Below are 19,002 nucleotides of genomic sequence, written 5' to 3' on the forward strand. Positions count from 1 at the left end.
TGCAGAAATTATGAATTGCTTATGGAAACGGCAGAAGAAATAGTTAAAGTTTCTGCTATAAAACATTTATTGAATAAAATTTAAACAGGCTCTTAGTCATAAGTCTTTTTTATAAAAAATCCGGGAAGCTATGAGTACCGGGCCAAGTATCCAGAAAAACAACAGAACTATAGCGATTATAAAGCCAACATATGAACTGAAGAATTGTTGAAAAATGGCACCTGTTACTCCTAAAAGTGCTGAAATATCGAGTTTCATTAATACCAGAATACGGGCTAAGTCTGTAGGATTAAGAGCCGTAAAGAACAGGGAAGCCTTTTCGAGCGGATAGTCGCTGAATGATAAGAGGGCCGTCAGTACAAGGCCATCATAAACAATGCTAAAATAAAACCAGATACCTAGTGAGATACCGATACCTTTGGCTTTGTCTTTCGTGATGGCCGAAGCCAGAAATGCCAGTGATATAAACGCTAGTGTAAGAAGTAAACCGCAAAAGACCAGGGTTAAGCCGCTGGCTGAACCCTCGAAAATATAAACAGGAATACCAATGCCTATCATAAAAGCCAGACATAGCGCAATACAAACACCCATATATTGGCTAAAGAAAATGGTTTTCCGGCTGATGGGTTGTGCAGAGAGCAGTTCCAGAAATTCATAAGAATTGTAAAAATGAATAGTGCTAAAAATAATACTTACCAGCGGTACCACCATCAGAATTATGTTCAAAAGACTTAAAAGCCCCTTATTCGGGTCAGCTTCGAAACCAAAGAAGGCAAGACTGATAAGTAGTAATAACAGGGTATAGCTAAGTACAAAGCGGTTACGGACAATATCGTAAACTACATATTTAATGACCTTATTCATTATTTTTGCTGTATTTTCTTTTTGATGATTAATAGTGCAATAGTGAGTAGGTATCCTACAAAACTGAGTCCGTTGAATAATCCTCCGAGTTTACGAAGGTCATAATTCTCAAAAATATCCCCGTATACCCGCATGAACAAACTGATGTGCAAGGCAAAAAGCCAGACATACATGAAAGGATGAAATGGCGAAACTCTGATTTGAAGCAAAGCCGGAAAAATAATAGGCGCATGGGCTAAAACCATGCTTAACACAAAACCTATGAAAAATGCATGCAGGAGCGCATCGTACAGATAGGGATTATCAGATTTGATTAAACCCAAAGCACCTGTGATAAAAAGCCAGATATAGGCCCCGATGAGTGCCGCCCCGAGAAATTTATAATGCCCGTCTTTTCGGATGTTAACAAGCGCAATATCATTTCTGAGGAGCCATTGGGCTATACCCCATAAACAAAGACTGACTACCACAGCAAACCCGAAATGATAGAGAAATGAACTGACTATCAGCACCCCGAACCAGGTATAGAGCTCTCTATCTGCCTTGCGCGAAACAGGCAGAAATCTCGTCAGGTTTAATCTCTCACCCACAATAGTAAGCAGGAAGAATAGTAACCAGCCCGCAAATGACATGGGGTATGAATGAGTAAAAATAAAAATGGTGAAAGCCACTATCTGGAAAAAGGCGCCGACAAGCATCAGCATATCTCCTTTGAGTTTATAAGTCAGAAAGTTTTGAAAGCTTATACCCAGATAGCCGATACTACCTGCCAACAAGACCCCGAATGCCAGTTGGTCTTGTTGAAAAAGCAGGAAGAACAGACTAGAAATCATTAGTATAGGAATTAACCATACCCAACGGGTTTTTAAAACGGATACTCTTTCTACACTAATCAACGTACCTAAAAATGAACCTGCCATCAGGATTCCGTGATGAGGTACAGGTAAACTGGCTGATACCGGAAATGCCCAGCCAATGCGTATAAAACCAATATATATCCCGGTCAGCATTGACAATAAAGCTAAGGGTAGTATAATAAAAATCAGGTTTTTCATAGTTGAGCAGTTTGTTTTATCTTTTTCTGCATCAAAAGAGCGATTATTTTATTTAGTTTCGATTCGCCTGTTTCCTGTTTCAGGCTTTCCAGCGTTTTGAAAAATTGAATCTGTCCTTCCTGTATATAAAGAATATGGCTGGCCAGTTCTTCAAGGTCTGAAAGGATATGCGACGTAATAATCACCAGTTTACCTTTCAGGTTTTCTTTGCGAATTTTTTCTTTCAGTATTTCGCAGGACAGTGGGTCCAGACCGGCGGTTGGTTCATCTAAAATCAGAATCTGAGGATTGAACAAAAATGCCAGGGCAGCGCTGACTTTTTGTTTTGTTCCGCCGGATAAAGTTCCTAAAGACTTTTCGAAAATCTCTTTTAACTGAAAAGCCTTTATTATTTCTTCATCTGTTTCTATGGCGTGTTTTTTATCTGCCCTGATATCTGTCATCATCTCAAACAATTGCCGTATCCTGAGATTCGGTGGGTAATGTCCTATCTGAGGCATATAGCCAATTTTTGAGCGGTAGGCAAAATTCTGTCGCGTATCCTGGCTATCTACATAGATATTCCCTCCATCCGGAATAACCATACCGAGCAAACTTTTGATAAGCGTTGTTTTTCCTGAACCATTGGGGCCGATAATGGCAACAGACTGGCCGTTCTCGAAACTGACATTCACGTTTTGCAATACTTTCAGTTTTCCAAACGATTTATTAATGTTATTGAAAAGTATCATTGTTTTAAGCAGTTATAGAATGGACAGAAGTCTTAAATGATGCCATTTTGATGGGTTTCATAGCTGGCTTTTCATCTTTCAGGTTTTCGGGTGTCAGACTTGGAATTATTTTTTCGATTTTATCCAGCAAGGTGGCGGTAAAACTCCTAAGCAACATCATGGCCTGCGGTACACGCTCAATAAGTGTCGAAAACAGACTTACAGGTCTGTAAGCAATATCTCCGGTGCCGTCTCTGTTTAGGTCATATCCCTCATATTTATCCCAATAGTTGTGAGCTACTTCATTGTAGACAGAATTGCCATTGGTGGCAATATCAAATGTGTTGGCCATAAAATTATTGGTTTTAATGCGGTTATCATCGCAGTTGGCTTGTATACGCATTGCAATGCCGTTTTTTGAAAATTCATTTTGCAGGAATGTCGTTCTGCTACAGCCCTCCATATAAATACCGACGGTATTAGACAGAAACTGATTATGCTCTATATGGCTATCTGAAATATCTTTCAGTAAAATACCATAAGCTGCTCCTCCCCAGTTATCTCTGAAAATATTGTTTTTCATGGTTACGTGTCTGGTATACATCACTGCTACTCCTGCTCCGTTTTTGACAAACTGGTTAAATTCATAGGTATTATTATGCGAAAACATAAAGTGCAGACCATACCGGATATTTAGCGTTGAAAAATTATTGCGAATGAGTGAGTTAGTGACAAATTCGAAATAAATACCATCACGATGTCCCTCAACTGAATTGTTCTCAATCAGAATACTATCGCATTTCCAGGCATGAATCCCATTGCCTGTAGTTTGCTCTTCTTTGGGTTGGCCCACTATCCGGTTATCTGATACTCTGGATTTTGTACAGGCAGAAAGATAAACCCCGAAATAGCAGTTTCTGAAACGGTTGTTTTCCACCACCACATTTTCAGCTTCCAGTACTTTTACCCCCGCCCAATCAATAGAACTCGTTTCACCTACATTCTGAAACTCAATACCTCGTACCTGTGTACCAGATGCCTGTATGGTAAGTATTTCGCCTTTAAACTGCCCATCCAATACCGGGAAATCCCTGCCGATAATTACCAATGGTTTATTGATGATAATAGTATGAATTTTATACATCCCTTTCGAAATTAGAATGGTATCTCCGGCAGAAGCTTTTTTGATACTCTGGTAAAGGGCATTTACTGTATTTACCTGCCAGGTTTTAGCATTAACCGAGTGACCGATAAAAATAAGTATGCCGATAAGAAGTCTCATAAATGATTAATTATTGAAATTTTTCCAGAACCTGTTTCCATGATAAAATCGTGATGCCTGCATTTTTCTTCTTTTCGGCCTCAACTTCCTGAATATTGGCAAAAGCCGCCAGGTCGCCGCGCATAGGGCTTCTGAAGTCGTCTCCACTAACAAAAAGAGCTTCCCGCACATCAATAAACTGATTCGTTCTTTTGAAATCATTTACTACCAGAAAACTATAGTCTGCTTCAGTAGTCTGGCTTGATTTTATATATTTCACCAGACAGCTGATATCATCAAACTTAAATACCTTGCCTTTTTTTGTGACCAGTTCACAGGCATATTCCTTTTCCATGATGGTCATCCGGCAAAGGCTGCAATTATCCTTACCATAATTAATGGGTTCGGTCTGGCTCGAACAACTCGACATAAAAACCAGAATTATGCTGACGACCGCTAATAATTTCTTCATGTTTATTTGTTGTATTTGAATTCATAAAAAGTTACTCCAATGGTTATGACACCTAACAGTACAAATAACCAACCACCTGTATCGGGGATAGAATAGGCTCCGAAATTCAACAATTCTTTATAACCCAGTAAAGGCGGCTGATATGACATACCCGGTACTTTAATAGCTGCATCGGGACTTAGATTATGCCCGTATTCATACCCCCATTTCCAGAAATCATAAATGGCTATAATACCGCCAAGTATAAGTGTTGATAGAAAAGCCACTAATACCCGTTTGTTTTTTAAGAAAGCGGTTAGCAGTCCAAAAACTAGATAAAAGCCCACGAAATAGGGTAGAACATTAAACTCAGGAAACATCTCCTCTTTGATATGCGCCATGCCTATATAGTGATTCAGACCATTGATTATATCAACGTCTCCCGAAAGTCGGGTAAGCCATATTTTCATGGATAGTCCTTCAGGATATTGAGGTGCCCATAAGTCAATCCGCCAGAGTGGTGTGAAATAAGTAATAATCAGCCCAAGAGACCCTAAAGCAAGTAATGCCTGGGATATTTTTCTGAATGGTTTCATAAATCTTTTTAAACCCCTCACCCAAGCGAGCGAGGGGTCTTGATTATTGGTATTTGTTTACTTTTTAACCACTTTCTTTTCGGCTTCAGCCGCAGGGGTTTTGCCAGTACTCCAGATGAGGGGGACATTACTACCTGCCGGAGATACGCGTACATAGCCTTGCATCTCCTGATGGAGTGCAGAACAGAAGTCGGTGCAATACATGGGTGTTACCCCCACTTTGGTTGGTATCCATTTTAGTGTCTGTGTTTCACCAGGCATAACGAGTAGTTCTGCTGTCTGTGCGCCTCTGATGGCAAAACCATGTGGTACATCCCAGTCCTGCTCAAGGTTTGTGAGGTGGAAATACACCACATCTCCCATTTTTATACCCTCAATATTATCAGGTGTAAAGTGTGAGCGAATGGCGGTCATATACACATGCACTTCATTGCCTTTTCTTACCACTTTGGTTTCTTTCTCCCCTTTCGCAGCATAAGGGTGCCCATTCTCTTCAATCTTGAAGATTTTGAGCGAGTTTTTCTCAATCATGCTGGCAGGAATAGATTCTGCATAATGAGGCTCTCCGGAAGTCGGGAAGTCAAGCAGGAGTTTCATTTTTTCACCTGAAATATCATAGATCTGTGCCGATTGAGCTAACTCAGGGCCTGTTGGCAGGTAACGGTCTTTGGTAATTTTGTTATAAGCCACTACATATTTACCCCAGGGTTTGGCAGTTGGGCCTCCCGGAATACTTAAGTGTCCCACAGAATAATATGTAGGCACGCGGTCAATTACCTCTAGTTTTTCGATATTCCAGCGTACTAATTCTGATGAAACAAAGAATGAAGTAATGGCATTGCCTTTGCCGTCAAACTCGGTATGAAGCGGCCCAAGCCCCGGTTTTTTTACTTCTCCATGCAGCACAGATTCGTATTTTAAAACAGGAATGCCGTCAAAATCACCATCATAGGTTTTAGCAGCAATGGCTTTTTGTATCTTGTCGAATGAGAATACCGGAATAACAGCAGCCAGCTTACCTGAGCCTACAATGTATTGCCCGGTAGGGTCAACATCGCATCCGTGTGGAGATTTTGGACAAGGGATAAAGTATAGCATATCCGGACACTCTTTAGGGTCAAGTGTCATTACTTCATTCATAATGGTAGAGGTAGCAGAGTGCACTTTATCATCATAGACATTGTGCGCATATTTGGCAGGCTCTTTTCTGCCTTTGCCCTGTGCCAGATATTGCTCGGCTTTTTTCCAGTTTACGGCCAGAATAAAGTCTTTGTCTTTCTGTGAGGCATTCACTTCCAGCAGTGAATTGGCCTGCTCGGTATTATAGGTAGAGAAAAAGAACCAGTCTGCTGATTTCCCTTTTCCTGCTCTTGATAAATCGAAACTTACCCCGGGTGTTTTTAGCTGAAACTTAATACCCATCCGGCCTGTGTTTTTATCGATGCTCACAAAACTTATGTAACCTTTGAAGTTTTGTTTGAACGAACTGATAGGTACATCGGCTTTGTCATCAGGTGGAACAGAAAAACGTGTACCTGCTACAGCATATTCAGTATTGGCAGTAATAAATGGCGATGAGTGATTACCCCCTGAGTTAGGCAACTCAATAATCTCTTCCGTTCTGAATGTTTTCAGACTAATGCGGGCTATACGAGGGGTATTATTACCATTAATAAATGCCCAGCGCCCATCGTGTTCTGAATTAGTGGTTGAAAGCGCCACATGGTGGGAGTCGTCCCAGGGTACATATCCGTGCGAAGTATTGAGCATTGGTTTGGTTTCTTCACTGAAGCCATATCCACTCTCAGGGCTTTGTGAGAAAACCGGAATTACCCTGAAAGTGCGCCCCGATGGTAGCCCGACTACTGAAAGTTGCCCATTGAATCCACCGGAAACGATGTTATAAAACTCATCGTGGGTACCGGGCGCTACATATACTTTTTGTGCGGCATCTCCGGCAAGTTCAGAATTTCCACCGGCTTTACCTTTGTCGGTAGGTTTACAGGCTGTCTGAGAAAAAGCTATTGCGGCAATAGCCAAACCCCCTAATAAATGTCTTGTTTTCATTTTGAATCGTTATTTATTTTTCACCGTCGTTTTTCCGCATCATTTCAATGATGCTCCGGGCTTCTTTTTCGTTAATGTTCTGATTAGGCATTCGTACTAAACATTGCTCAAGCAGTTTTTGAGCCTCGGCATCCTGGGCCAGCATCATGTCTACATTGGTAATCATATTTATGATCCAGACTGGCTGGCGCCTTTTAGTGACCCCGGCCCAACCGGGACCAACCAGACGCTCTTCGGTGAGTTTATGACATGATGAGCATTTCATATCATAGATTTTCTGCCCCTCGTCTATCATGGTTTGGTCTAGTGGGTTGCTCAGTGCAATTTCCTTTACCTCTGCTCCGTGTACTTCTTCCTGTTTCAGAAGTACCGAATCATTGGTTTCTGGCGTTTCTGCCCTTTGTTGAGCCCCTCCGCATCCCCAAATCATGAAAGCTGTCAAGACGGTTGTAAAAACAGATGTCCTCATTTGGTAAGTAATTTAGAATGGTTAATAATAAAAGACCTTTTTATCTTTTATGCAGCAAATGTATTCAGCTATGATAGATTAAAATCTGACCTTTGAAAGGTGGGAATATGATAGAAATCATAAATAAAGACATTAAGGTCTTTTTATCTTTGTTAAAATTTTAAAGAAGAAAGAATTATGAATAATACCTTTGAAGATTTACCTGTTGGCGAGATTGTAGCCAATAACCCTAAAGCCGCAGAAGTTTTTATACGTCTGAATGTCGATTTTTGTTGCGGTGGCAAAAGAAGTTTTATAGAAGTATGTCAGAAACAAGGGGTAGACCCGCATGAAGTATGGGGAGAAATAGAGAAAATCTCACAAGGGAGCAAACCATCGCTTGATTTTAAGAATTTTGAGGTAGATTTTTTGATTGATTATATCACCAACGTTCACCATGCTTATCTCTATAAAAATCTGCCTGAAATAAAGGCTTTTGTAGATAAGGTTTGGCATAAGCATGGAGAAAAGTATCTATATTTGGATGAATTATCGGCGCTTTATACTGAACTGGAAAATGATTTGCTCGCACATTTACCTAATGAAGAAACGATTCTTTTTCCGTATACTAAAACATTATTGACAGCAGTAAAGACCAATCAGTCGATAGATATACCATTTTTTGGTACGGTGTTGAATCCAATCAGATTAATGTATCAGGAGCATGAAAGAGCAGGCGAGATTGTGCATAGAATAAGAGAAATTACGAATAACTATACCCCTGCGGCAGATGCCTGTAATTCGCACCGGGTGATGCTTTTAAAATTATCTGAATTAGATGCTGATTTGATTCAGCATATTCATATTGAAAACAATATTCTTTTTCCTAAAATAGAAGCACTTGAAGCAGTTTTGAAGGAACGAGTATAAAATAATACGGGAATGATTTCAAAAACCTGCGGCTATGGGATAAGGGGAGTAGTGTTGCTGGCCGTAAAAAGTAGTGAGCATAGAAATATCGGAATTCATGAAATAGCTGAGGAATTAGACATTCCTCAGCATTTTATGGGCAAAATTTTGCAGGATCTGGTCAGGAAAAGAATTATTTTTTCGATAAAAGGCCCCAATGGTGGTTTCTATGTAAAACCGGAAACCCTTAAATTGCCTCTGATAAAAATCGTAGAGGCTATTGATGGCCTGGACGTATTGAAAAAATGCTATCTGGGGCGTGAAGAATGTTCAGACGAAAACCCATGCCCGCTGCATAACGAATTTGCTCATTGCAGAAATGAGATTTTCAGAACTTTTAGAGAAAAAACCGTAGGTGATTTGATGGATGATGTGCATAATCCGGAACATAGAGTTTATTTGAAATAAGGCTTATAAATGTTTTGATAAATTAACAAGGTATTAGCAGTTCGATAGTAACCCTGTTCAGTCATAATTAGCATAAGGCGATAATCAGTACTCTTTTGTTTTATAGTTTCTAGTCCTGTGTCTAAAAAAGTTAAAAGCGGTACCAAGGGTTCGAATGTAACCCATTCAGCCAGCAACTAAGTTAAAGCACTGATTGTCATTGTTTTTTTGTGGTGAATTAAGTGATCGAACACTTTTTGCAGATTAAGGCCCAATCTAAAAAGGGAACAAATTTAAAACCTGTGGAGAGGATAAAATTAACAATAGATTTGAACAAGTCTACACATGAAGAAAGTGGCACATATCGGGGCTCACGGGAGCAGTAGGTTTGCTATTCAATAAATTTTATTTGCGTTATGGATTAACCAAAGAAGAAATTGTTGCAACAAGAGTTGCCAACGAAGTGATAATTCATCTCGTAAAGATAGTTTTACATACACTGCTTGGGTTGATTCCTCTAAAAGTGGTCTATGCAGATATAGTGGTCGCTTCATCTACTGTGTTTTCTACTTGGTCTATGAAATGGATGTAGCCTAAACTTAGTGAGGGAGTATTTAAAAAAATAGGACACTTTGCGACAATCTTTTCAGGGATAGTCATGCTAGTAGTCAAGTTCAGATTTATGAATTGCTAATAAAGGAATTCTGAATACCAATACGATGACAAAAGGGTTAGAAACAAAATTGAAATGGCAGAATGCCAATTATGCTCTTGAATTTACCTGCGATGAAAGTTTTGAATTTGAACAGGTTATTACTAAAATTGACTTGACTCCAAGTCAACAAGATTTAGTGATAAATAGAGTAAAAAATGCAGATAGAATAGTAGTTGAAGCAGTGTAAAGCATTGTATCTAAATTCTATAAAGCCTATTATTTTATAATCATGAACTAATTAATAAACTTGATTTCATCAGATAGATTATGAATTGTGTATTAGAGTTTATATACAATGTTATCTAAACAAGGTTTATAGGCTTTTGAATACTCCGTTTTAAAATGCGTAATGTTCGCACGAATAACCTAATGTTGATTTTCAGGATATTCTATTCGTAATTCCAATGCCAGGCAATTTTTCTAAATCCATTGTTAGCACATCTCCGCCAAAATCATACTCGACATGCAGATTTTTATGTTCCCAGACAGGGTTTCCTTAGTATATTAATGAGGTTGCACACCGTCGGAGAACCGCACGATGGCCGAGATAGGTAGTTAATGTATCCGGTAGTGGCAAATAAACAGAACAAAAGATATATACAAAACCCCTGCTGATTTCAACCAATGGCAAAGCTGAAGGTAAATGGCAACAGGGGTTTCTCTATTTATTTATAATTTTACTCGCTGAGTCTCGTCCTCGGCGCTGGTCTTCGCTTTCGATGAGCTGCCTTTGATGGCCTGGCCGAAACGGTAAGTAAATGCTATGTTGACCACCCGCGTGTCTCGCTCGATGTTCACAGTAGAAATTACGTTCTGGAAATTTTGAATCTCCCGTATGAGTTGGGTATGAAACACGTCACGGACATTGAGAACCAGACTTGCCCGCTTGTTCCAGAGTTGTTTCGAGAGACCCAGCGATAATTGGCTCATAGAACGAATAATGGCCTGCCCTTCGTCGCGATTGCGTCCATTGTAAAAACCAGAAACTTCAACGGCCCATCCATTTCTTAGCGTGAACTGATTAAGTACGTTCAGATTGACGCTGAAGGCCGATGCCAGGAAGGGGAAGCCAGCAATGGTACCTTCATAAGCCGTATATGCCCCGTTGACGAACAGATTAGCTGACCAAGCCTTTGTGATGGGCAGTTGCAGACTAACAGCCAACCCTATGTTGTCACGAATGGCAATGTTACCAACGCTTCGGATGATGACATCGCCCTTTTTTTCAAGCGTCTCATTAATAAACCCATCAGTGCGGCTGTAGTTGAGAGTCGTGGTCAGGAAGTTCTTATAAGTATGGCTTAATTCGATGTTGTTGGTAAACTGGGGTTGGAGAAATGGGTTGCCCGTCATGAATGTATACCGGTCGATGATACTCAGGAGCGGGTTGAGATCGCGGTAGGCCGGGCGGTCGATACGTCGGCCTGTCGAGAGTACGAACTGATTTTGGTCGTTGGCTTTGTAGCTGACAAACAGGGTTGGGAACAGGGTGCGATAGTGCCGGACAAATACCGAATCCGGTTTTGCGGGATTGCCTAGTTGGTGGCCGGTATACTGCGTATCTTCGTAGCGTAGTCCCACTTGCCCGTACCATTTACCCACCTGTCGGCTTAGGTTTCCGTAACCTGCATAAATGCTTTCCTGGTAATTAAAATGGTTGCTCAGGTCATAGTCGGGGCTCTCAACGCCATTGGTAGTTCGGAAATAATTCGCCTGATTGTTGGTGGTGCTGATGGCGGTTTTTAGACCGGTTTCCAGTTTGTACTGACCTAATGGCTGGCTATAATCCAGCTTAGCCGTGAAAATAGTGATGTCAAGGGGAATATCGCCCCGCTGGGGTACCTTAGTTAGCAAGACATCTGCCGACGAGTAGGTGTTGATGACTAAGTACTGAGAATTGCTGGCATTGTAATTGAGTAGATCCGCTGATGCACTGATTTCTCGCCCCTTATCGTCGAAGGTATGATGAGCGTTGATGTTTAGGGAACCGTTGCGCCATAGTGTTTTGTTGGATGATGGCGTAAACAGTGTTAAGTCAATATTACCCGTTGCGTCGGTTAAGTGAGTCCTCGTTTCTATAGAAGGACGCTGGGGATTAAGAAAACCCGACAGGCTGATCCCGACTTTGGTGCGCTGGCTGACGGAGTAGTCCATGCCCATCCTCAGATTGTGGGACTGGTTGCGATAAATTATATTGGCGGACTGGTTTAGTTCACCAGTCTTCAGGCAGTTGATACCCATAAAATTACGCTGTGCTTCGATTATACTGTAACCGTAGTTATGAATGAAGCCGTAGTTGAAAAATGTATTCAACTTTCCACTACGGTAGTTAAGGCTCAAGCCATCGTTACTTTTTAGATCAGATGAATAGCCCACGCCCAGGGTAAGAGTTCCATTAAAGCCTGGTGCGGTTTGTTTTTTAGTGCGGATGTTGATAATGCCCGCATTGCCAGCCGCATCGTATTTGGCCGAAGGATTGGTCATAATTTCGACCTGACTCAATTGGCTAGCGTTCATTGAGCGCAGCAGTGTCACTAGTTCCTCGCCAGAGAGGTAAGTGAGCTTATCGTCAAGCATAATAACCACTTCTTTTTTTCCTTTCAGGCTGATTGTATTGTTGTTAAGATTTACGGTTACCCCCGGCGATTTTTCAAGAATATCGAGGGCCGATGCGCCCGCGTTTGAGGGTAAGGCGTCTACATTGAGTACCATACGGTCAATCCTTTGCTCAATAATGGCTTTCTGACCCGTGACTACCACTTCGGCCAGTTGCTTCGCTTGTGGTTGCAGGCGTATCGTACCTGCATCAGCGATAGGCTGTTCGGTAGTAAGCGTCAACACTGATGAAACTCCATTGTGGTATCCCATGAACGTAACTTTGGTCAGGTAACGTCCCTCTGTCAACGACTCGAAGACGAAAGCGCCCGTCGCATCCGTATACGTTGCTTTGATAAACGTTGAGTCGGTGGTAACAGCTATCAGGGCAACGGTGGCAAATTCGACAGGTTTTTGCCCTTCGTCGGATACAAAACCACTGATACGTCCAGGTTTAGACTGGGCTAGTGCGGAAAATGACAAGCACCCTGTCAAGAGAATTATTAGGTATTTTTTCATAGTAAAGCAGGCATTCACCCCGATTATGTTTGTTCACATCAAAGGTATTGCTGCTTCTTTCCACCTCAAAAAAAATCGAGTCAGATACCCCGTATCCTCGGTTGAGGGGACTGTTTCGACTGACGAATGCCAAACCAACTCTACCGGTTTATTTACCCAGCCACGCCTTAAAATCTGTGACACGATCCCCACTCACAAATACGTCCTTACGGGATGTGGGTTGTAACTCCACTTTCAGTTTGCTTCCAGAGTAGGTATGGATGGAGCGAATCGCAGCGATCGTAACCAGAAATGCCCGGTTGACGCGGAAGAACTGCCTGGGATCAAGCATCGTCTCTAACTTGTCGAGACTATATTCGATATCGATATGTTGCCCATCGCGAGTAATAAGCCAGGCGGCTTTATCTTCGAAGAAAATATACGCAATGTCAGAGGTTTCGATGCTGCGAATTTTAGCGCCCACTGTCACCATAAAACGCTCTTTATAGGGTGAAGGTGCCGATTTTAGGGCCTGTAATAAGGTGGATATGTCAGGCATCGGGCTCGATGGAGCGGAGCTGTGTAATCGTTTGAACTTGTTGAGTGCAACCGCCAGTTCGACCTCATCGATAGGTTTGAGCAGGTAATCGACGCTGTTGGTCTTAAACGCCTGCAAGGTATATTGATCGTAGGCGGTTGTAAAAATAATGGGCAGGGTTATTCCCGCCAACTCAATAAGCCGGAAGCCCGAATCATCCCGGAGATGTATGTCTAAAAAAAGCAGGTCGGGCTGGGTACTGGTTTGTGCGAACCAGGCCACCCCTTTGGTTACGGAAGGCAGCACGGCCAATACCCGAATTGCTGGATCGTACTTAGCCAGCAGTTTTTCTAACCGGAGGGCTGTTAGTTTTTCATCCTCAACAATCACTACGTTCATGGTAATAGGGGAATTTTTACAACAAAGTCACCACCGACTTCGCCAACCCAGACGGGTCGATTCGACAGCAGACGGTAACGAGAGATAATATTAGACAGACCAACTCCCATCGATTCATCCGACTGTGGTCGGGGTTGTAGTGGGTTGGCAACAATGAGGTACTCGTCCTGACAGTCGATGCGCACAATAAACGGTTCGTCGTCCAATAGCTGATTGTGTTTGATCGCATTCTCAATCAGCAGTTGCAGCGTTAATGGGGCAATCTGGTAGCGATCCCGGTCGGAATCGGATACGTTGACCCGCACCTGCAGGTGTTCATCGAAACGGATACTAAGCAGGAATGTGTATGAGTCGATAAAATCGAGTTCGGTGCGGAGTAATACTTGTTCCGCGTCCCGTTGTTCCAGTACGTAGCGATATGCTTTCGACAAACGATTGATAAACTGTACAGACAGACCGGTATCAACCTCTACTAAGGAAGATAGGATGCTCAGACTGTTAAACAAGAAATGCGGATTTACCTGATTTCTTAGAGCTGCCAACTGCGCCTTTGCAGCCTCTTTCTGCGATTGCTCTGCTTTTATCTGTAAGTACTGCAACTGCCGGCTCGCTCGATGATTGGCCGTCAGATAGTAAGCTGCCAACAGAGCCAGTAACATAAGCCCGTTACGTTCGTCAGGGTCATCTTTATCGTCCTGAAACCAAAGCACCTGCACATTAAAAAGGTTTTCCCATCTCCAAACTATAGATTCATACACTTCCCAGAAGATACCGTTGAATAGTATGGCCAACAGACAGGCCATCCCCAATCCGATAGACTGAACTGATAGCCTGATAGTGCCCGCATCCGGGTCAGAAAATCGGCTCATGAAACGCGCCAGCAACCAGTCCACCAGCCGAATCCAACACCACACCATCCCAATCGTTAGCGCAATTTCAATCAGAAAAAAAACCAGTCTATTGGCTTCTACTACCGGAATTAATGACGACAGATTAAAATAAATACGTATAGTCCAGAAAATCAGGACGATGCCCAGCGCCAATCGGATTGATTGTCGATTCGTCAGTGAAGGGTCTGATGTCGTTTGAGTCATTGATTTATTCTTATGAAACCATTCCGTTCATCACCTGCTCTTGCCAGTAAGCTTACACTCAATAACTAGTTGTTTCTGTTTATCCATTTTGCTTACTATGAATTTCTACACCCTGATGCCACAGGTATTTGTAAAACCTCACTTTAGAAATGGTCAACTTTTTAGCAATCAAGTTGACACTTAATAGCCCTTCCTTGTAATACATCTCCGCCAGCGAAGCTAACAGATTTAAGACTAATCGACCCTGAGCGGTGGTGTTACCTATTGCATCGGTTAGGCTCAGTAAGCCAACGCTCTTGTGGCTAAACTCTTCTACGAGTTCCAATAGATGCTTCATCGAGCGGCCTAACCGATCCAGCTTGTAAATACAGACGATATCCCCTTGGCGAAGCATAGCCCGCAGTTTAGCCAGGTCGGGTCAATTGGCTTTGGCACCTGATACAATTTCTCGAAAGATTAATTCACAGCCTGCTTTTTCCAACGCATCCACCTGCAGATTGACTTGTTGGCCCTGGGGTGAGACACGGGCATAGCCTATTTTTATGCTCTTTGTGCAGGTTAGTAAAGTCTATTAGCAAATATACTGAACTTTGATTGATGAACAAGTTTGATTAACTAATTTGGGCGATTGTCTTACAGTATGGATCTGGATTATTAATAATTATACCTTGATCTGAAGCTAATAGTTTTTGAATATTAAATATTATCCAGGAAGTAGCCCGCCGGGATAATCTTTGAAAGCATCAACATATTGCATTCTCGTATATAATGGATAGCTCAGTATACGTTGGATAACTATATTGCCTGAGCGCCTGAATCCTTTTTCTTTGGCTTGTTTAGCAAGAAAATAGATTGACTAAATGATACTGAACTTTCGTAATTGATAGTAAAAAAGTAATGTAATTGTAGCGGATAATAAGAATTTTTTCTAAGTTTGTGTCTGCAAAAAGGCATTAAAAGTTTCCCTTTAATCAAACGATAACTTAAATGAAGACTCGGTACGGATATTTGGAGGATTTTCTTGTTAATCTCCGTTCAACAGGCAAGTATGCATTTTCTTTAGCTGAAGTCAGAAGCAAATTTAAACAATCTGATGAAGCGATTAAAAAAGCTTTGCAGCGATTAAAATCCAAGGGAGAAATCGCATTGGTAAGAAATGAATTTTATGTAATTGTAACGCCTGAATACCGGAGTAGGGGAGTGCCTCCGCCGTCTTTCTTTGTTTCAGACTTAATGAAGTTTTTAAATCGGAAGTATTACGTAGCATTATTGAACGCAGCGGCGTACTACGGAGCTGCGCACCAGCAGCCGCAATCATTTTCGATAATAACGATCAAGCCCAGCTTAAGAAATATCACCAAGGAAAATCTTAAAATAAACTTTATTGTGAAGAAAGACTGGTCGGAAATTGATATAATAAAGAGGAAAGTAGACACAGGTTATATAAATATTTCCTCTCCGGAATTAACAGCGCTTGATCTGGTCTATTACTACGAACAGTCAGGAGGAATGAATCGAGTAGCTACTATTTTAGAGGAATTAAGTGAGTCCATAAAGGCCGACAGGTTGGTTGAAACAGCCTCAAGGTATGTTCCCATAACGGCCGTTCAACGCTTAGGATTCTTATTCGATGAGGTATTAGGATTAAAGGAGTTCAGTGAACCGCTCAAAAAGTATTTAAATACTGTTAACCATTTTCCAGTATTACTTAGACCTCAAAGGAATAAAATGGATATGATTGTTGGGAATAATTGGAAAGTAGTGCATAACATAGAAATAGAAATTGATTAATGGTACCTAAAGCTTATATAACGGCATGGAGAAATAAGGCTCCCTGGCAAGAAGATTATCAGGTAGAACAGGATCTCGTAATTGAAAGGTCATTAATGGCTATTTATGAGGATGATTTTCTCCGGGAGCGGCTTGCTTTTAGGGGAGGGACTGCCTTGCACAAGCTCCATCTGGCACCGGCAGTGAGGTACTCAGAAGACATAGACCTTGTACAAATCAAAGCCGAACCTTTCGGTCCAATCATAGACAAATTGAGAGAAGTATTATCATTTCTAGGCGACAAACCTGTTAGAAAGCAAAAGCAACACAACAACACACTAATCTATAGATTCGATTCGGAAGATAATATTCCCCTCCGTTTAAAGGTTGAAGTAAATTGTCGTGAGCATCACACTATTTACGGCATTAATGAGATGCGTTATACCATGGATTCTGAATGGTATAAAAGTGAGGTTTTAATTCCCACTTACGAACTAGCCGAATTGTTAGGTACTAAAATGAGAGCGATGTATCAGCGAAGCAAAGGCAGAGACCTTTTTGATATGTGGTACGCGATAACTCAAACCGGTATTGAACCATTCAGAATTCTGGAAGCCTGGGATTTTTATATGAAGCATGAAGACCATACTATATCAAAGCAGGAGTTTATAGATAATATGGAAAAGAAAATAAAAGATAAGGATTTTGCAGGAGATATGAACGGTTTATTAAGAATGGGTAAAGCATATGATGCTGAAAAGGCCGGTCAGTTTATTTATAAAAACCTTTTGGAAAAGATTTAATGAAAGTTTCGTGTAATGAGTGAGGATATCATATCTGCTGCAGGTGAGCGGGCAGCAATGGGGGGCTATGTGCCGCAATTTAATGAATTCGCCCGTTTTGCTTACCGTGAGTTGGTGAAAAACCATCTGGAATGGGTTAAAATTGCCGATCCGGAAGCTGAAAAACAAGTTTGAGCATATGGGTTTCTTTATCATTTCAATTAGGCCTTTTGAATGTACTCTATTAGACTAATACCTTTTGAAACCTTTGAATAGTACCATACTTTAATCTTAAATTTTACTTTTCTTAAATGCACTACAGGTTAAAACTATCAGATAGATTATGAATTGTCTATTAGAGTTTATACATAATGTAATCTAAACAAGGTTTTAAAAGCTTTTGAGTACTCAGTTTTAAAAATGCTTAATGCTCGCCTGAATAACCTAAAATCTGAGATGAGACAAAGATTTTAGATTTGACATGCCGATAAATAAGTTTTTTTTGATTTTGAATGAATAAATACTTTATTTATGTTTTGCTAAAATCATTTTTTTAATTGTTAAAATAAATGTTTATTATCAATAATTTAGCATGAAATAATTTCTCAATAGAAGAATCTTAAAATAGTTAAATTCTTAAATGAAGTGGATTATAATAATATCGAACTTAGTTATGGCAGAACTATTTTAAAATAAAGTATAAAAATATTAATTATTTACCCTAAGACGGTATTTGATTTTTTATTGCCAATAATAGATAACTACTAATTATCACATTATGAACTCAAAAATAGACAAGGAGAGTAACAATTCTAATAATCACCCTTCTGATCGTTTTTTAGATACTCCACCATTCTATTATTCCGACAAGTTTGCAAAGGAAAATGATTGTGATTTAGCCGCACTCAGTGGAGATAGTATTGGAAATATTCTAGTTTTTTCTAGATTAGTTGAAGAATATGCACTATCAATTGGTCGACCAATTAAGCTACTCACAGCTCCAATTAATCTACTAGTAGGAGTTATTAAAAATGAAGAAAAGTATCCTGTCTGGAAGTACAATCCGTTCATTTCAGAAATTGTAAATGCAGAAGAAATTAATAAAGGAATAATTGGTTTAATTAATCGGGAGCAAGATAATTATTGCCAGTTTAATCATATGATTGAAAATATTTGTTCTGTTTATAATCTCAGACCAAGAAAACTAAAACCTTCAATTTTCCTAAGTCAGGAAGAAATGCAATGGGGATTAGAGACATTATCGCACCTTCCGAGACCTGTTATAGCTATTCATCCCTCTGGAAAGTCTTCAGTAAATAGTAACTCTAAATGGTACTATGAAAACTGGGAGATTATTATTAAAGAGTTTTATGCTAAGGCCAGTTTTGTGGAAATCAGTAAATTTGATTATGATAAAAAAGAACTTTCCACATTCTCAATACCGACTTCTATTAGGCAAGCAATGTCTCTAATTTGGGCAAGTGATATTTTTATAGGATTTGACAGTGCACCTGCGCATATTGCAACTGCTTTTGATAAACCAGCACTAGTTTTATGGAATATACTAAGAAAAAATGAATTAGAAGAACCTTTTCAAGAAGGATTTGGACCTGCATCATTACTTAGATGGTCATATCCTCAAAATAGGAATATTATGCTACTTGGAGAAAGAAATAGTGAAATTTTGAATTTAATAATAGAGTATTTGTAATAGACAAGACTTAATCTGACAGAAGGGCACTAAAATTAACTGTCAGATAGCATATTAATATAGTTCCAGTTAAACTCTGGATTAGATGACTG

At 40.4% G+C, this 19,002-nt stretch carries 18 protein-coding genes and 1 pseudogene; 7 read left to right on the forward strand and 12 right to left on the reverse strand.

What is annotated here, in order from left to right:
• Positions 1-96: 96 nt before the first annotated feature.
• The 8 genes from C0V77_RS22230 to C0V77_RS22260 are packed head-to-tail and all read right to left on the reverse strand — an operon-like array spanning position 97 to position 7,473.
• The gene (locus tag C0V77_RS22230; protein ID WP_101728599.1) at positions 97-864 is read right to left on the reverse strand and encodes an ABC transporter permease subunit; all 768 of its coding nucleotides are present in this window, start codon (positions 862-864) and stop codon (positions 97-99) included.
• Positions 864-1,919 carry a hypothetical protein gene (locus tag C0V77_RS22235; protein WP_101728600.1) on the reverse strand — a complete coding sequence of 352 codons (1,056 nt, stop codon included), beginning with the start codon at positions 1,917-1,919 and terminating at the stop codon, positions 864-866. Before C0V77_RS22235 ends, C0V77_RS22230 begins: the two co-directional genes overlap by 1 nt.
• A complete protein-coding gene (locus C0V77_RS22240; RefSeq protein WP_101728601.1) occupies positions 1,916-2,650 on the reverse strand; it encodes an ABC transporter ATP-binding protein in 735 nt (244 codons plus the stop codon). Before C0V77_RS22240 ends, C0V77_RS22235 begins: the two co-directional genes overlap by 4 nt.
• A gap of 4 nt (positions 2,651-2,654) precedes the next feature.
• Positions 2,655-3,911, reverse strand: coding sequence for a nitrous oxide reductase family maturation protein NosD (locus tag C0V77_RS22245; protein ID WP_101728602.1), 1,257 nt, complete (start codon positions 3,909-3,911; stop codon positions 2,655-2,657).
• Positions 3,912-3,921: 10 nt separating this feature from the next.
• Positions 3,922-4,362, reverse strand: coding sequence for a nitrous oxide reductase accessory protein NosL (locus C0V77_RS23320; protein ID WP_216824464.1), 441 nt, complete (start codon positions 4,360-4,362; stop codon positions 3,922-3,924).
• Between the two features lie 2 nt (positions 4,363-4,364).
• Positions 4,365-4,937: a hypothetical protein gene (locus C0V77_RS23325; protein ID WP_216824465.1), complete on the reverse strand. Its 573-nt coding sequence runs from the start codon at positions 4,935-4,937 to the stop codon at positions 4,365-4,367.
• A gap of 57 nt (positions 4,938-4,994) precedes the next feature.
• Positions 4,995-7,004 (reverse strand): Sec-dependent nitrous-oxide reductase, encoded by a 2,010-nt coding sequence (nosZ, locus tag C0V77_RS22255; RefSeq protein WP_101728603.1) that lies wholly within the window; start codon positions 7,002-7,004, stop codon positions 4,995-4,997.
• A gap of 13 nt (positions 7,005-7,017) precedes the next feature.
• Positions 7,018-7,473, reverse strand: coding sequence for a c-type cytochrome (locus tag C0V77_RS22260; protein ID WP_101728604.1), 456 nt, complete (start codon positions 7,471-7,473; stop codon positions 7,018-7,020).
• Positions 7,474-7,650: 177 nt separating this feature from the next.
• On the opposite strand from C0V77_RS22260, the gene ric reads away from it, so the two are divergent.
• The 3 genes from ric (at position 7,651) to C0V77_RS22275 (ending at position 9,710) form a co-directional block, all read left to right on the forward strand.
• Positions 7,651-8,382 (forward strand): iron-sulfur cluster repair di-iron protein, encoded by a 732-nt coding sequence (gene ric / locus C0V77_RS22265; RefSeq protein ID WP_101728605.1) that lies wholly within the window; start codon positions 7,651-7,653, stop codon positions 8,380-8,382.
• Between the two features lie 12 nt (positions 8,383-8,394).
• The gene (locus C0V77_RS22270) at positions 8,395-8,829 is read left to right on the forward strand and encodes an Rrf2 family transcriptional regulator (protein WP_101728606.1); all 435 of its coding nucleotides are present in this window, start codon (positions 8,395-8,397) and stop codon (positions 8,827-8,829) included.
• 698 nt (positions 8,830-9,527) lie between these two features.
• Positions 9,528-9,710: a hypothetical protein gene (locus C0V77_RS22275; protein ID WP_101728607.1), complete on the forward strand. Its 183-nt coding sequence runs from the start codon at positions 9,528-9,530 to the stop codon at positions 9,708-9,710.
• Between the two features lie 482 nt (positions 9,711-10,192).
• Here C0V77_RS22275 and C0V77_RS22280 read toward each other — a convergent pair whose 3' ends face one another.
• The 4 genes and pseudogenes from C0V77_RS22280 to C0V77_RS22295 form a co-directional block, all read right to left on the reverse strand.
• Positions 10,193-12,637, reverse strand: coding sequence for an outer membrane beta-barrel family protein (locus C0V77_RS22280; protein ID WP_101728608.1), 2,445 nt, complete (start codon positions 12,635-12,637; stop codon positions 10,193-10,195).
• Between the two features lie 148 nt (positions 12,638-12,785).
• A complete protein-coding gene (locus C0V77_RS22285; RefSeq protein WP_101728609.1) occupies positions 12,786-13,553 on the reverse strand; it encodes a LytTR family DNA-binding domain-containing protein in 768 nt (255 codons plus the stop codon).
• Entirely contained in the window at positions 13,550-14,647 is a 1,098-nt protein-coding gene (locus tag C0V77_RS22290; protein ID WP_101728610.1) for a sensor histidine kinase, read from the reverse strand. Before C0V77_RS22290 ends, C0V77_RS22285 begins: the two co-directional genes overlap by 4 nt.
• A 79-nt stretch (positions 14,648-14,726) precedes the next feature.
• Positions 14,727-15,191 (reverse strand): annotated as a pseudogene (locus C0V77_RS22295) (recombinase family protein).
• 443 nt (positions 15,192-15,634) lie between these two features.
• On the opposite strand from C0V77_RS22295, the gene C0V77_RS22300 reads away from it, so the two are divergent.
• The 4 genes from C0V77_RS22300 (at position 15,635) to C0V77_RS22310 (ending at position 18,910) form a co-directional block, all read left to right on the forward strand.
• Positions 15,635-16,438, forward strand: a complete 804-nt coding sequence (locus tag C0V77_RS22300; protein WP_101728611.1) for a type IV toxin-antitoxin system AbiEi family antitoxin — start codon at positions 15,635-15,637, stop codon at positions 16,436-16,438.
• Positions 16,438-17,220 (forward strand): nucleotidyl transferase AbiEii/AbiGii toxin family protein, encoded by a 783-nt coding sequence (locus tag C0V77_RS22305; protein ID WP_101728612.1) that lies wholly within the window; start codon positions 16,438-16,440, stop codon positions 17,218-17,220. The genes C0V77_RS22300 and C0V77_RS22305 overlap by 1 nt, the downstream gene beginning before the upstream one ends.
• Before the next feature lie 15 nt (positions 17,221-17,235).
• Positions 17,236-17,394 (forward strand): hypothetical protein, encoded by a 159-nt coding sequence (locus C0V77_RS23215; protein ID WP_158237993.1) that lies wholly within the window; start codon positions 17,236-17,238, stop codon positions 17,392-17,394.
• A gap of 583 nt (positions 17,395-17,977) precedes the next feature.
• Complete coding sequence (locus C0V77_RS22310; RefSeq protein ID WP_101728613.1) at positions 17,978-18,910, forward strand: glycosyltransferase family 9 protein; 933 nt, start codon at positions 17,978-17,980, stop codon at positions 18,908-18,910.
• Positions 18,911-19,002: the final 92 nt, after the last annotated feature.

The organism is Emticicia sp. TH156 (assembly GCF_002855535.1).
Classification (GTDB): domain Bacteria; phylum Bacteroidota; class Bacteroidia; order Cytophagales; family Spirosomataceae; genus Emticicia; species Emticicia fluvialis.